Below are 14,243 nucleotides of genomic sequence, written 5' to 3' on the forward strand. Positions count from 1 at the left end.
AGATAATCTGCTTATTTGCTAGCAGATTGCTGCTAGAAACTGTGAATTCATTAGGTACAAGGACATAACATGACTGTTGGCACAATCTATTTTGATGCCAATATCATCAATAGATCCAGTGTTTCTCAAATCTTTAGACTTAACAGCAAAGACCTGATTAAAACAGGTCTAATTTGTTATATCTTCCTACTCGTTATTTCTCCACTGGGGAAGTGGCAAATTAATTTTTTACCCTCTAAATTCAGGATAAATTCACTATGCCAACCATTAACGGTACTAATCAGCCTGACAATCTTGGTAATTCTTTTTCTGTTCTACCTGATATCATCAACGGATTTGACGGTAACGATACAATTAGGGGCGGAAGAGGCAACGATACGATTAATGGTGGTTCTGGCGACGATAGAATTAACGCCGGAAACGGTAATGATAGCCTTCTGGGCGGATCTGGCAGCGATACGATTGACGGGGGAAGAGGCAACGATATAATTGACGGCGGATCTGGCAACAATACGATTGACGGCGGATTTGACGGTGACGATAAGATTCAAGGTGGTAATGGCAACGATAGGATTCAAAGCGGATCTGGCAACGATACAATTAACGGCGTATCTGGCAACGATCGGATTGACGGCGGATCTGGCGACGATACAATTAACGCTGGTTCTGGCAACGATACGATTAACGCTGGTTCTGGCAACGATACGATTAACGCCGGAGTGGGGAACAATATAATTAACGGTGTTTCTGGCAACGATACGATTAACACCGGATCTGGCGACGACACGATTAACGGTGGATTTGGCAACGATACGATTAACGCTGGTGATGGCAATAATACGATTGATGGTGGATATGACAACGATATAATTAACACCGGATCTGGCAACGATAGGATTCAAGGCGGATCTGGCAACGACACGATTAACGGCGGATCTGGGAACAATAGGATTGACGGCGGATCTGGCGACGATAAGATTGACGGTGGATTTGGCAACGATACGATTAACGCTGGTTCTGGCAACGATACGATTAACGCCGGAGCGGGGAACAATATAATTAGCGGTGTATCTGGCAACGATCGCATTAACACCGGATCTGGTGATGATACAATTATTGGCGGATTTGGCAATGATACGATTAACGCCGGTGATGGTAAAAATACGATTGACGGCGGATCTGACGACGATATCATTAATACTGGATCTGGCAACGATAAGATTGACGGCGGATCTGGCAACGATAAGATTAACGGCGGATCTGGCAACGATAAGATTAACGGCGATTCTGGCGATGATAACCTGGTTGGCGGATTGGGCAACGATAGCCTAGTTGGCGGATCTGGCAATGATACGATTAGCGGTGATTTTGGTAACGGTGGTATCCTCACGGGTGTCAGTGGAACTGATGTTCTCACTGGAGGATTGGGTAACGATGTTTTCGATTTCAACTTCGTTTCAGAGACTCAACCTGGTTTGTTACAGGATGCGATCGCTGATTTTGTAGGAAACGGCATCCTTGCAGGGGATCAAATCGATCTATCTACTATCGACGCCAACTCCACTAAAGAGGGCAACCAAGCCTTCACTTTTATCGGGAGTCGTGCATTCTCTGCAATCGGTCAAATCCGTTATTCAGGAGGTATTCTCCAAGGTAGTACTGATGGCGATCTGTTGGCTGAGTTTGAAATTCGGCTTACAAGAGCGCCACAGCTAGTGGAAAGCGATATTATCCTTTAATTTAATATTATCTGCCTTAAAAATAAGGCAGAATGCAGAATTTTGATAATTGAATAGTCACAAAGAGAGATAAGTTTAGCTTGCCTTTCTAATAGTTTATAATTATTAAATTGCGCCACCTCTACATCAGAAAATTAGGTAATATAATCGCAACTGTTGCAATGATGCCACTGAATGAAGAAATGTCAGAGAATTTGAGAAGGCACATTGTAACGCAAGGGATGTAGCGATGTCTACGACGGGCTACGCCTACGCACTGGTTAACAAGGCTTTTAAGTTATTGGCAATTACTTCCTTATATATAACTAGATAAATAACCGAATAAATCTCAAAAAGTAAAACCAACCCTATCTGAACAAAGGTTTCAGATTTTGTTTTAGCGAGAGGAATAAAAAAGGGATAATTACTCTTTCTTATAGATAGAAAAAAGTAGGCTTGAAAGTAATAGTATAGTGTTGTGATTGTGGATAAAATCAAAACGTTCTAAAAGTTATGCGCTTTTGTAGGAGGAAATCAGCTTGTTTCATACCATCCTACTACTGCAATCAGTAAAGATATAAGAACATGACATTACTCTTGGCATAATTTTGATGCCAATATCATCAATACATCTAGTGCTTGTCAAATCTTCAAACTTAACACCAAAGACCTGTTCCAATCAGGTCTGGTTCAGTTATCTCTACCCACTCGTTATTTTTTTGCCTTGTCTTCTCGGCGTTGCTGAATGAAAGTGTGAAATTTAAAAATTCAATATTTGAAACTGTTTCCTTTACACCTTTGAGGGAAACCAAATTCATCCTCTTAATCAGCAACACCGTTTTCTGATGGGAAAGTGACGAGGTTATTTTTTACCCTCTAAGTTCAGGAGAAACTTACTAATGGCAATTATCGAAGGTAGCATTTTTAATGACAACAATACCATCAACGGTTCCCCACTAATCTTTCGTCCTGCCCTCAATGGGGGTGCTGGCAGCGATATCCTGAATGGCAATGCCGGCAACGATATCTTAAATGGGGGTGCTGGCAGCGATATCCTGAATGGCAATGCCGGCGATGATAGTCTAAATGGCGATGCTGGCAGCGATATCCTTAACGGTAATGTTGGCAGCGATACCCTTAACGGTAATGCTGGCAGCGATATCCTTAACGGTAATGCTGGCAGCGATCTTCTCACTGGCGGTGCTGGCAACGATACCCTAAATGGGGGTGCTGGCAGCGATATTCTTACTGGCGGTGCTGGGACTGATTCTCTTACTGGCGGTGCTGGCAACGATATTTTCGATTTCAATTCAGTTTCAGATAGTCCTACTGGTTTGTCACGAGATATTATCGCTGACTTCGTTGGAAACGGTATCTTTGCAGGCGATCAAATCGATCTATCTACCATTGACGCTAACTCCAGTGTAGCGGGCAACCAAGCCTTTAGTTTCATTGGTGCTGCCGCATTCTCAGCAGCCCGTCAGGTTCGTTATTCAGGAGGTACTCTTCAAGCTAACATTGATGGGGATCTCTCACCTGAGTTTGAGATTGGACTGACAGGAGCACCATCACTAGTGGCAAGCGACATCATCCTCTAATCTAATATACCTCTTGCAAAAGCGCTGAACACCCTACTTCTAAGAGCAAGCGTTTAGGAGTAGGGTTCTTATTTATGATTTATGCAAACAGTAATATTGAAGAATAATTTAGGTGCAAAGCCAAACATACTCCAACTGTGAGAAAATGCAGTAGGCTTTAACCTGTCAAAAATGATATCACTATAATCAAGCACAGTTAAATACTAACAAAGTTGCTCATATCAACTGCACCTAACAGAAGCACATCTAAAAAATAGAAAATTACCAATGCTGCGTATGTATGAGAAAATCTGTTAATACAATCAATCGCAAAACTTGTGATGATGCCACAATAGCTAAATTGTAACGTTAGGGAATGCAGCGATGTCTACGACGGGCTATTCGCGTCGCACTGGTCTAACAAGGGAATGGCACTAAGTTAAAATACAACCCTAATTACGATCTTGGGAGGCTCTGCCTCCAATGGCTTTAGCAGAGGCAGCAGCCCTCTCGAAATACATTTCCAGTCTTAAGACTGGGAACGAATTCAAGTTACACAAATCTTTAGGCTTTTCTTCGGGTCATGTGTCTAACAAAGCTTTTAACTTATTGGTAATTATTTGTTATCAAGTTACACAAATCTTAAGGCTTTTCTTTGTGTCATATGTCTAACAAAGCTTTTAACTTATTGGTAATTATTTGTTATATATAACTACAGAAACCACTAAAAAAATATCAATATGCAAAACCAACTCTATCTGGACAAAGGTTTTGTATTTTATTCTGGACAGAGAATAAAAAAGTTAATTATTATTTTTTTCTCAAAAAAAATCTGCTGAGGGTAATACTATAGTATTGTTATTATGAATACAGTATTAATGTCATTAAATCTATATAATCACGTAGAAAAAATCTACTGTTCCTGAGTAGTTTCCAACTGAAACAACTGAAAATAGAAGGTACAAGGGCATCAGATGATTTTTGGTACAAATATGAAATAAATATCATTAAATACATCTAGTACTTCTTAAATATTCTCAAATACTCTCGAATATTCAAACTTAATAGTAAAGGACTATTCCAATCAGGTTTGTTCAACAATATACTCCAATTATTGATATTTTGACCTGGTTTTGTCGGCATTGCTGAATGAAAGTATGGAATTCCCAAATTCCATGTTTTAAATTGCTTGCTTTATGCATTTGAAGGAAATCAAATTCATACTCTTAATCAGCAATGCCGTTTTATAATGGAGAAGTAAAGAGGTAATTTTTTTTTCCTCTAAGTTTAGGAGAAACTCATCAATGGCAACTTCAATATCAATCTCCTCCGGTAGCGGCAGTGTTAGCGCCAGCTCTAGTAGTTATAGCAGTAGCGGTGGCAGTAGCAGTAGCAGTAGCAGTAGCAATAATGGTCAGAGCGATGTCATTAACGCAAGTGGTGGCAACAGTACCCTTGTAGGTGGTAGTGGCAAGAGTATCCTTAACGCTGGTGGTGGCAATGATAGCCTCTTTGGTAACGCTGGCAACGATATTCTTAACGGTGGTGCTGGCAACGATACGCTCAATGGCGGTACTGGGGATGATGTCCTGGCTGGCGGTAGTGGAAAAGATATTCTCACTGGAGGATCGGGTAATGATGTTTTCAAGTACAACTCAATTTCTGATACTCCACTTTCGGGACGCGACATAATCACTGACTTTCGTGGAAATGGAACCTTGTCAGGCGATCGCATCGATCTATTTAATATTGATGCCAACTCCACTATTGGAGGCAACCAAGCTTTCGCTTTCATTGGAAGTGCCCAATTCTCCGCACCCGGCCAAATCCGTTATTCAGGAGGTATTCTCGAAGGTAGCACTGATGGGGATCGCTCGGCTGAGTTTCAAGTTCGGCTTATAGGAGCACCACAAGTAGTGTCAAGTGACTTCATTCTTTAATTTAATATTCCTGCCTTGAAAATAAGGCAGGAGGCAGAAGGTAGAAGGCATTAGAGAATGAAAATATCTCTTTCCCAGTCTTCAATCCCTAGTCACTATTTTCAAGGCAGATATAATTTTGAAGAAGAACTCTAGTGCAAAGTTAGAGTGTCTCCATCTGTGCACCGGAATCAATATCAATATACTAAGCTTATAAATGTGGAAAGTCAGTGCCTCACCTTGGGGCAATGACTTTTTTTCATATTTAAATTCGTGTATTTCCGGCACTCTAGATGCTATACACATAAGAATTATCCCTATTTAACACAAACGCTTAGATGAAGATTTATTCTAATTAGGGCTGACCAAAAGACACGGTGAAACATAGAGAATTACTCATATTCGATCGCACCGCCCAGGCATGAGAAAATCATCAGGTAATACAATCGCAACAGTTGCGATGATGGCACGGAAGGAAAAAAGATGTCGGAGAATTTGAAAAGCCAAGTTGTAACGCAAGGAGTGCAGCGATCGCCTAATCGAGCTATGCTGCGTGCAGTTGGTTTTAAAGATGAAGATTTCAATAAAGCTATTGTGGGCATTGCCAACGGCTACAGTACGATCACTCCCTGTAATATGGGGATAAATCAACTGGCACAAAGGGCAGAAGTTGGGATTAAAACCGCCGGAGCGATGCCGCAAGTATTCGGTACGATTACCATTAGCGATGGGATTTCGATGGGAACTGAAGGGATGAAATATTCCTTAGTATCGCGGGAAGTGATTGCCGATTCCATTGAAACCGCCTGTACTGGACAAAGTATGGATGGTGTGCTGGCTATTGGCGGTTGTGATAAAAATATGCCAGGGGCAATGCTGGCGATCGCTCGGATGAATATCCCTGCAATATTCGTTTACGGTGGTACAATTAAACCCGGTCACTATAATGGACGCGATTTAACTGTTGTCAGTTCTTTTGAAGCTGTTGGTCAATACAGTGCTGGAAAAATTGACGAAAAGGAATTATTAGAGGTTGAAGGTCGAGCTTGTCCTGGTGCTGGTTCCTGTGGAGGAATGTTCACAGCTAACACCATGTCTTCAGCATTTGAAGCGCTGGGGATGAGTTTACCCTATTCTTCAACAATGGCGGCAGAAGATGCCGAAAAAGCCGACAGCACCGAAAAATCAGCATTTGTGTTAGTCGAAGCCATTCGCAAACAAATCTTACCCCGGCAAATTATCACTCGCAAATCTATAGAGAATGCTATCTCTGTGATTATGGCAGTCGGTGGTTCGACCAATGCAGTACTGCACTTTTTGGCGATCGCCCGCGCCGCTAATGTAGAGTTAACTATAGACGACTTTGAAACTATCCGCGCTCGCGTTCCCGTTTTGTGCGATCTAAAACCAAGCGGTAAATATGTCGCTACAGATTTGCACAAAGCTGGTGGTATTCCCCAAGTCATGAAGATGTTACTTGTGCATGATTTATTACACGGTGATAGTCTCACCATTAGCGGTCAAACTATTGCAGAGATATTAGCAGACATCCCAGAAGAACCATCTGCCAATCAAGATGTGATTCGGACTTGGGATAACCCGATGTATCCTCAAGGACATTTAGCCATCCTCAGAGGTAATTTGGCAACGGAAGGAGCTGTCGCCAAAATTACTGGGGTGAAAAAACCAATAATTACCGGGCCTGCACGAGTATTTGAATCAGAAGAAGCTTCTTTAGATGCAATTTTAGCGGGTAAAATTCAAGCTGGTGATATTCTAGTCATCCGCTACGAAGGGCCTAAAGGCGGCCCTGGAATGCGTGAAATGTTGGCTCCCACTTCGGCAATTATCGGGGCTGGTTTGGGTGATGCTGTAGGATTAATTACCGACGGACGCTTTTCTGGCGGTACTTACGGCATGGTGGTTGGTCATGTTGCACCAGAAGCAGCAGTTGGTGGTGCGATCGCGCTTGTAGAAGAAGGCGATAGTATTACTATTGATGCACCCGCTCGTTTATTGCAGTTGAACGTATCTGAAGAAGAATTGGCTCGTCGTCGTGCTAATTGGCAACCTCCGGCTCCGCGTTACACTAAAGGCGTATTGGCGAAATATGCCAAATTGGTATCTTCTAGCAGTATTGGTGCTGTGACAGATTTGGACTTGTTTTAGTTAACCTGACAACTGTGGCGCAAGTTTGCCTACCTTTAACAAGGGGCTAAAGCCCCTTGTCTGCTTATTTGAGATAGTCACTGAATTTTCGCTGTTCTGTAATAGTTTGATCTAGCGATCGCTTCTAAAGAAGTTGCAAAGACAAACTCACTAACTTACTTTGCGATCGCAAGCGTGGTAAAACAAATTGCTGTATCGAAAGAAATACTGTTGATTGCCTCTAAGTTTTGAAGCTATTGAAAAGGCATGTTCTGTATTTATACCAGATTTATACCTGAATTTTATGAGTTTTTGGAAAAATCTTGAAAAAGTTTCAGGAAATTTACATAGAAGAAGTGATGTCAATCGATATACTACAGAAATACTATTGACCATCAACTGCTGAAAAACCTAAAAGGGTACAAAATGAGTTCTGAATCTAATGTCAAACTGACGCTCACTCTTGCTAATCCAGACTTAAATGCAGAGGAGCAAGACCGGGAAGCACGAAATCTGCTGCGAGAAATCAAAGACTTAGATGTAGAAAGTGCTGAATTAGTAGCAGTTACAGAAATACCTGAAGGAGCCAAATCTGTTGGCGGTTTTTTGGTGGGGGTGTTGCAAGCAGAGGTGAGCCTTGCCAATTTTAAGAAATTGTTGGGATATTTAGGCGATCGCTTGGGCAACAAAACCATTGAATTGGAAGTTGAAGCTAACGGCAAAAAACTGAAGGTGAAAGCTAGTAGTCAGGAAGAGTTAAACGCCGCCATTGAACAAGCTCAAAAGTTTATCGCAGATAGCTAAGAAATTCCAGCAGTAAAGAAGAATAACAAGATGGTGAAAGTAGCACTGCTAATAGGAGTTGGTGAGTATGAGCCTGGCCTTACTTCATTGCCAGCAGCGACAAAAGATGTCGAGGAAATGCAACGAGTTTTGCTGCACCCAGAAATTGGCAGTTTTGATGATGTGAAAGTGCTGGTAAATCCTCAACAACATGAGATGGCGGTTGCGATCGAGGCTTTGTTTGCCGATCGTCAAAAAGATGACCTTGTGCTGCTATTTTTCTCTGGTCATGGAATCAAAGATGAGAATGGCAAGCTTTACTTTGCATCTCGCAACACTAAAAAAAGTGACAAAGGAGAACTAGTTAAGGCCACAACAGTACCAGCTAACTCTGTACATGACGTCATGAGTTACAGCCGCTCCAAACGCGAGGTAGTAATTCTTGATTGTTGTTTTAGTGGCGCGTTTGCTGAAGGGATGTCAGCAAAAGATGACGGTTTTGTGGATGTCAAGAACCAATTGGGTAGTGAAGGACGAGCGGTTCTCACGTCTTCGACCTCTACTCAATATTCTTTTGCACAGCCAGGAGCAGATATTTCAACTTACACCCGCTATATAGTTGAGGGGCTTGAGACTGGAGCAGCAGACCGGGATCAAGATAGCTTCATCTCTGTTGATGAATTACATGAGTATGCTAAAAGGAAAGTACAAGAAGCTGCTCCAGCAATGAAACCGGAAATATATGCCATCAAAGAAGGCTATAAAATCAAGCTTGCCAAAGCACCTATTGATGAGCCAAAGCTCCAATATGGTAGAGAAGTTGAATATTGGGTAAGGGACGGTGAGATTTCTGATATTGGTCATACTGCTTTAACTAAGCTACAAAAAAAGTTAGGACTTACACCTGATGAAGCCGCCGCTAAGGAGGCTGAGGTTTTAAAACCTTATCAAGACTACAAAGAAAATTTACAGGAATATCAAAAAGTATTCTTTCAAGTAACTAAGGGTAAATTTCCTGTTAATGAAAATACTCGTGCCGATTTGAAACGTCTTCAGCAAAATTTAGGACTTAGGGATGAAGATACAGCCCTAATTGAAGCTTCTCAAAAAAGAAGGTTCAATGTAACTCCTAAATCTTTAGTAGTGTTGACTATGGGAGTTATTATTGGCGCTGGAATAGTAAAATTTATTATACCGGATATAAAACCTGAAGATCCAGTTATCTCACCTACGCCAATAGAAGTTACCAATCAGTTTGCAGAAGTTCGTAATGTACCTGAAGGAACATTTAAATACGGCGGTAGTACTTCTTGGGCTTTTATCCATCCAAAGCTGGAATCAGAAATTAAAAATACTTATCCTAAATTTGACATAAAAATAAGAAAGGACTTGGTACAAGGTTCTGGAATAGGTATTGAGAAGTTAATAGATGGTGGACAAGATGGACTGGATTTTGCTCTATCATCCCGTGATGTTTCCTCTGAAGAGGAATACAAAGCTAAAAGAAAGCAGTTTACTCTTAAAGCAATTCCAGTTCTTAAAAGCGGTTTAGCAGTAGCCGTTAACCGCAACTTAGCGATCAAAGCTCTGACCAAAGAACAATTAAGTAAAATCTACAGTGGTAAGATTGACAACTGGAGAGAGGCTGGCGCTCTCGTTGATATCCCAATTAAGTTTTATACACGTAGTGGTAATTCACAAAGCATTAACGAGTTTAGAACAAGTTTAGAAATTATAAATTTTGGTAGCAATATTAACTATGTTAATACGACTAGTGAAGGAATCCAAAAAATCGCTACAGAACCCGGAGGAATCTTTGTAGGCCCAATCTCAGATGTCGTACCACAGTATGGAGTTAAGACTTTACCTATTGTTAATACGGATGGTAAAACTTTCTATCCATATCAACAACAAAACTTTGTCTCACCTGCTCAATGTCGCCCTGGCAAGCGTAATCGAGTTAATATCGAAGCGATTTACAGTGGTGAATATCCATTACCTGCTATTTTCTACGTAGTAGTTAAGCAAAATGGTCAAAGAGAACAGCAAGCTGGTCAAGCCTACGCTAATTTACTTTTGACAAAACAAGGCCAAGAGATGATAAAAAGCCTTCAAGAAACTGGAAGTCTTGACGAAAATAAGTAGGTGCTAATACTTCGCTTTGCTGAATCTTTGTATAAAAGGTCTATTGCACAGTTCCAATTTTTCAGTTGGTGGCGTAGCGGAAAAAATTCAGTTTTTATCTGGCGATTGTAAAGCCAGTTTTATATTAATCAAAGTTCAGCAAAATACTGCAATAATAAATATAAATTTACACCGATTCAACCTTAGTTGTGAAGCTTTACTTAATAGCGATCGCACTTACTCATTCTGATATTTCAAAATAGCGATCGCACTTATTTGTTGTGAGATTTGGAAATAGCGATCGCATCTAGTTTTTAATTTATACTTCAAAAAAATATACCATTCCTAAATTATTTGTGAAAATTTAGATCCCCGACTTCTCAAAGAAGTCGGGCTAGGTATTGCCAAATAGCTTCTTTGCTAAAATCTCTCACAAAATATCTGGATTTTCACCCAACTCTCTCAATCTAGCTGCTAAACGAGCCGCTTTTGCAGCTGCGGCTTCTTCTCGTACACCAGCAGCTTGTGCTTGTGCAACAGCAATTTCCGCCTGCGTGACTGCGGCTTGTGCTTGTGCAGCAGCAGCTTCGTCTGGTAATAAAACCAAATTGCCAGCTACATCGTAAAACCGCAACCATACCGCCGTTTCTCTGTCTATTGTTCCTTCATAGGTTCCCAACCATAAATCTAACTTTTGACACCACAACCAACCACGCTCATCTGGTGTCAAAGATTGATATTGCTGATTATGATCTAAATGCCACCCTTGCAAAGAAGTGGGGTCAAAGGGGTCATAGACAAAATAATCTGAAGTATGAAAAGTTTGTTCGTAAAGGTCTTTCTTAACAGTCTGATCTATTTTGGCTGTAGATGGTGACATTAATTCTACAATTACATCAGGATAACGACCGTTTTCTTCCCACACTACCCAACCTTGACGAGAATTAGTCCCATCCACATTCAGGACAGCAAAGAAATCGGGGCCACGGAAATCCTGATTACGTACTTGGGCGCTGCTGTAATAAATAAACATATTGCCCCCAGTGAAGAAATCATTGCGATCAGCCCAAGCTTGCTGCAATGACCGAATCAACACATTCATGGCAATACGGTGGCGATTTGATTCCAAGGGTTCTCCGTCATCAAAAATTAAATCTGTCGGCGGTGTAGGGTGTTCCCAGTCTAGAATGGCTCTTGGGTTGTTTTCGGTAGTCATGAGCGATCGCCTTTCTCAGAAAGCCTTAGATTTTTATCATAAATTATTCTTTGCCCAATCTCTAAAATTACGCATAGCTTGACTTCTGCCAATTGTTAAACACTGCTGAACATATTCATTGACTAATTCAACAATTGGGATACCAGGAAAATTAGGGCTAGATTCAGATTTTATATATTTCCCTTCTTTTAGCAATAAAATTTCTAAACCTTGTTGTGTATGTCGCCAAAGTTCAGGAACTCCCAAAATTTCATAATTTTGAAATCGAGTGCGAGAAGTAATATCAATTTCGATTGCTAAATCTGGTGGTGGATCTATATTTAAATCTATACGTTTTTTGCCAATTACAGCAGCTTGATTTTGAATATAAAAACTGGTATCTGGTTCTACTGCTTGGCGCATTCGCTCATTTTTTAGTGTTGTGGAGCCGAAAGGTTCAAAATCAATTTGTAGTATTTCTAACAAGATTTTGACTAAATCACCAATAAGTTCTTTATCTTTTTCGTGTTCTGGTAAGGGAACCATAATTTCTAACCAACCATGACTATAAGAAATACGTGCAGCACGTCTTTCTCCCATTTCTTCTAAAATATCTTCTAACTGCTGCCAACTAATATCTTGAAGTAACATTTGTTGACCAGGTTTAACAATAATTTGTTGCAGTTTTAAAAGCATATTACCTCAGAGAGTTGATGTAGTAATAATTGTATGTGGCAGATGGAATTTACAAATCAACTTTCTTAAAGTATATCGCCTCTGACTATGAGTGTAGAAATTAGCCAAAAAAACTTATTGATATAATCTTTGACTGTTTCAATTTTGTCAGCAATTTTTAATTTTTACTTGTTAATGGAATACGGATGGTAAACTCTGTTCCATATCCTGGAGTTGAATCAACTTCAATAGTCCCTCGATGTTTATCTACAACAATTTGATAAGCGATCGCCATTCCTAATCCGATTCCTTTACCCACAGGTTTAGTAGTAAACATGTGGTCAAATACCCGTTGCTTGACATTCTCTGACATCCCAATACCGTTATCGTAAATCTGAACGATCGCGCAATGACTTGATTTGTCAATTTGGGTTTGGAGCTTAATTTGATTGGGGTTAGTTTTAAGCTCCTCAAAACTTCGTTTTTGGCTGGCTTCTTCTAGTGCATCGATCGCATTCACGAGAACATTCATAAACACTTGATTGAGTTGCCCTGCGTAGCATTCTACTAGCGGTAGATCGCTGTATTGCTTAACGATCTGAATTTCTGGTAGATTGGGCGTGGCTGTAAGGCGACGATTCAAAATCATCAGAGTGTTATCTAATCCTTCGTGAATATCTACAAATTTCATATCTGCTTCATCGAGGCGCGAGAAATTACGCAGCGACAGCACAATTTCACGAATGCGTTTGGTTCCCACTTGCATTGATGCCATTAATTTAGGTAAATCTTCTGCAAGAAACTCAATATCAAGGTCTTGAACGCGATCGCTAATTTCGGGGGTAGGATTTGGGTAGGTTTGTTGATAAAGCTTGAGTAAATCGAGGATGTCTTGGCTGTAAACGCTGGCATGGTTGAGATTGGCATGGATAAAATTGGCGGGATTATTGATTTCATGTGCCACTCCAGCCACTAATTGTCCCAGACTAGACATTTTTTCGGTGTGGATGAGTTGAGCTTGAGTATTTTGCAATTCTTTCAGGGTTTTGCTGAGTTGTTGCGTCTGCTGGCTAGAAATCAAGGCGCGATCGCGAATCTGTTCATATAGTTGCACCTGTCGCCACGCACTAATCAACCCAACCGCCAGCAATCCTCCCAAAACGGTAGCCAACAAATTCAACGCCTGTAATGGCGATTCAATATTTTCTTTTAGCACAATTAACGCTACTGACCAATTTGCCTCTCTGAGGGGAGTGTAAGCAACATAGCTCCATTTACCATCCAGTTGAGCTAATTCAATACTTGTGCGTTTAGCTACCATTTTTTGGGTAATTTCCGCTAACCTGGGATTGGGCGAATTAAGGAAACTCTGAGCGGCTTTTTCGGCTGTACCAATTAGTTCCGTGTTGGGATGGGCGATAGGAACTCCTTGAGAATTCAGCGCAAAGGCATAGCTGCCTTTACCTTGATGTAAATTGCCGATCGCCTCAACGACTCGGTTAATTGGAATTCCTCCCATTAAAACACCTGCTGGCTTTATGCCTGTTTCGGCAGGAATCGGCGAACTAATCTGAATCTGTAACTGTTTAGTTGTGCGTCCAATAATTGGATCGGTTGCTACTGTTTCACCCGCTATACTCCGCTGAAAAAATTCTCGGTCTTTAACATTGAGATGATCTCCGTGAGTATTGATTAATAGAGCATCCGGTGTGACCAACCCCATGAGCAAAAACGTTTGTAGCCGCTTCAATTCAGATTGCAAGTAAGGTTCCATTACAGACCAATCGAGCGATCGCACCACACCAGAATTTGCCAAAGTCTTAATTTCTGTTTTACGAATGGCTAACCAATTATCAATATCATCCTGGCCTTTGCGTGTTTTTAATAGTACTTGTTCTTTCAGACTATCGAGCAGCAATCCCTTAACAATTTTGTAACTAGTGATAGCTGTGGCGCTAATACTAATAGACAAAAATACCACAATTGATAATAATATAAAGTTACGCGATCGCCATTTAAATGAGTAGTATTTTTTGTTGATTTGGGCATTCCATTGGGGATTAATTTTCAACCATACTTTCCGCAATTGAAGCATCATTGTAGC

General features: G+C 40.8%; 9 protein-coding genes. 6 read left to right on the forward strand and 3 right to left on the reverse strand.

What is annotated here, in order from left to right; all coding sequences use genetic code 11:
• The first annotated feature begins 257 nt into the window (after positions 1 to 257).
• The 6 genes from RM049_RS10465 (at position 258) to RM049_RS10490 (ending at position 10,290) form a co-directional block, all read left to right on the forward strand.
• Positions 258 to 1,739, forward strand: a complete 1,482-nt coding sequence (locus RM049_RS10465; RefSeq protein WP_322704106.1) for a calcium-binding protein — start codon at positions 258 to 260, stop codon at positions 1,737 to 1,739.
• 878 nt (positions 1,740 to 2,617) lie between these two features.
• Positions 2,618 to 3,316, forward strand: a complete 699-nt coding sequence (locus tag RM049_RS10470; protein ID WP_322704107.1) for a calcium-binding protein — start codon at positions 2,618 to 2,620, stop codon at positions 3,314 to 3,316.
• A gap of 1,283 nt (positions 3,317 to 4,599) precedes the next feature.
• Positions 4,600 to 5,235 carry a M10 family metallopeptidase C-terminal domain-containing protein gene (locus RM049_RS10475; protein WP_322699804.1) on the forward strand — a complete coding sequence of 212 codons (636 nt, stop codon included), beginning with the start codon at positions 4,600 to 4,602 and terminating at the stop codon, positions 5,233 to 5,235.
• 462 nt (positions 5,236 to 5,697) lie between these two features.
• Positions 5,698 to 7,383, forward strand: coding sequence for a dihydroxy-acid dehydratase (ilvD, locus tag RM049_RS10480; RefSeq protein ID WP_322704108.1), 1,686 nt, complete (start codon positions 5,698 to 5,700; stop codon positions 7,381 to 7,383).
• 405 nt (positions 7,384 to 7,788) lie between these two features.
• Positions 7,789 to 8,166 carry a hypothetical protein gene (locus tag RM049_RS10485; RefSeq protein WP_322704109.1) on the forward strand — a complete coding sequence of 126 codons (378 nt, stop codon included), beginning with the start codon at positions 7,789 to 7,791 and terminating at the stop codon, positions 8,164 to 8,166.
• Positions 8,167 to 8,196: 30 nt separating this feature from the next.
• The gene (locus RM049_RS10490) at positions 8,197 to 10,290 is read left to right on the forward strand and encodes a caspase, EACC1-associated type (RefSeq protein WP_322704110.1); all 2,094 of its coding nucleotides are present in this window, start codon (positions 8,197 to 8,199) and stop codon (positions 10,288 to 10,290) included.
• Between the two features lie 409 nt (positions 10,291 to 10,699).
• On the opposite strand, the gene RM049_RS10495 is transcribed toward RM049_RS10490, so the two are convergent.
• The 3 genes from RM049_RS10495 to RM049_RS10505 form a co-directional block, all read right to left on the reverse strand.
• Entirely contained in the window at positions 10,700 to 11,485 is a 786-nt protein-coding gene (locus RM049_RS10495) for a Uma2 family endonuclease (protein WP_322704111.1), read from the reverse strand.
• Positions 11,486 to 11,521: 36 nt separating this feature from the next.
• Complete coding sequence (locus RM049_RS10500; RefSeq protein WP_322704112.1) at positions 11,522 to 12,160, reverse strand: Uma2 family endonuclease; 639 nt, start codon at positions 12,158 to 12,160, stop codon at positions 11,522 to 11,524.
• A 157-nt stretch (positions 12,161 to 12,317) separates the two neighbouring features.
• Positions 12,318 to 14,237, reverse strand: coding sequence for a sensor histidine kinase (locus tag RM049_RS10505; protein ID WP_322704113.1), 1,920 nt, complete (start codon positions 14,235 to 14,237; stop codon positions 12,318 to 12,320).
• Positions 14,238 to 14,243: the final 6 nt, after the last annotated feature.

This window comes from Nostoc sp. DedQUE04, from assembly GCF_034530995.1.
Classification (GTDB): Bacteria; Cyanobacteriota; Cyanobacteriia; order Cyanobacteriales; family Nostocaceae; genus Nostoc.

Coding starts and splice junctions, on each gene's coding strand:
- RM049_RS10465 (WP_322704106.1), top strand. CDS start 258: ATGCCAACCATTAACGGTACTAATCAGCCTGACAATCTTGGTAATTCT.
- RM049_RS10470 (WP_322704107.1), top strand. CDS start 2,618: ATGGCAATTATCGAAGGTAGCATTTTTAATGACAACAATACCATCAAC.
- RM049_RS10475 (WP_322699804.1), top strand. CDS start 4,600: ATGGCAACTTCAATATCAATCTCCTCCGGTAGCGGCAGTGTTAGCGCC.
- ilvD (WP_322704108.1), top strand. CDS start 5,698: ATGTCGGAGAATTTGAAAAGCCAAGTTGTAACGCAAGGAGTGCAGCGA.
- RM049_RS10485 (WP_322704109.1), top strand. CDS start 7,789: ATGAGTTCTGAATCTAATGTCAAACTGACGCTCACTCTTGCTAATCCA.
- RM049_RS10490 (WP_322704110.1), top strand. CDS start 8,197: ATGGTGAAAGTAGCACTGCTAATAGGAGTTGGTGAGTATGAGCCTGGC.
- RM049_RS10495 (WP_322704111.1), bottom strand. CDS start 11,485: ATGACTACCGAAAACAACCCAAGAGCCATTCTAGACTGGGAACACCCT.
- RM049_RS10500 (WP_322704112.1), bottom strand. CDS start 12,160: ATGCTTTTAAAACTGCAACAAATTATTGTTAAACCTGGTCAACAAATG.
- RM049_RS10505 (WP_322704113.1), bottom strand. CDS start 14,237: ATGATGCTTCAATTGCGGAAAGTATGGTTGAAAATTAATCCCCAATGG.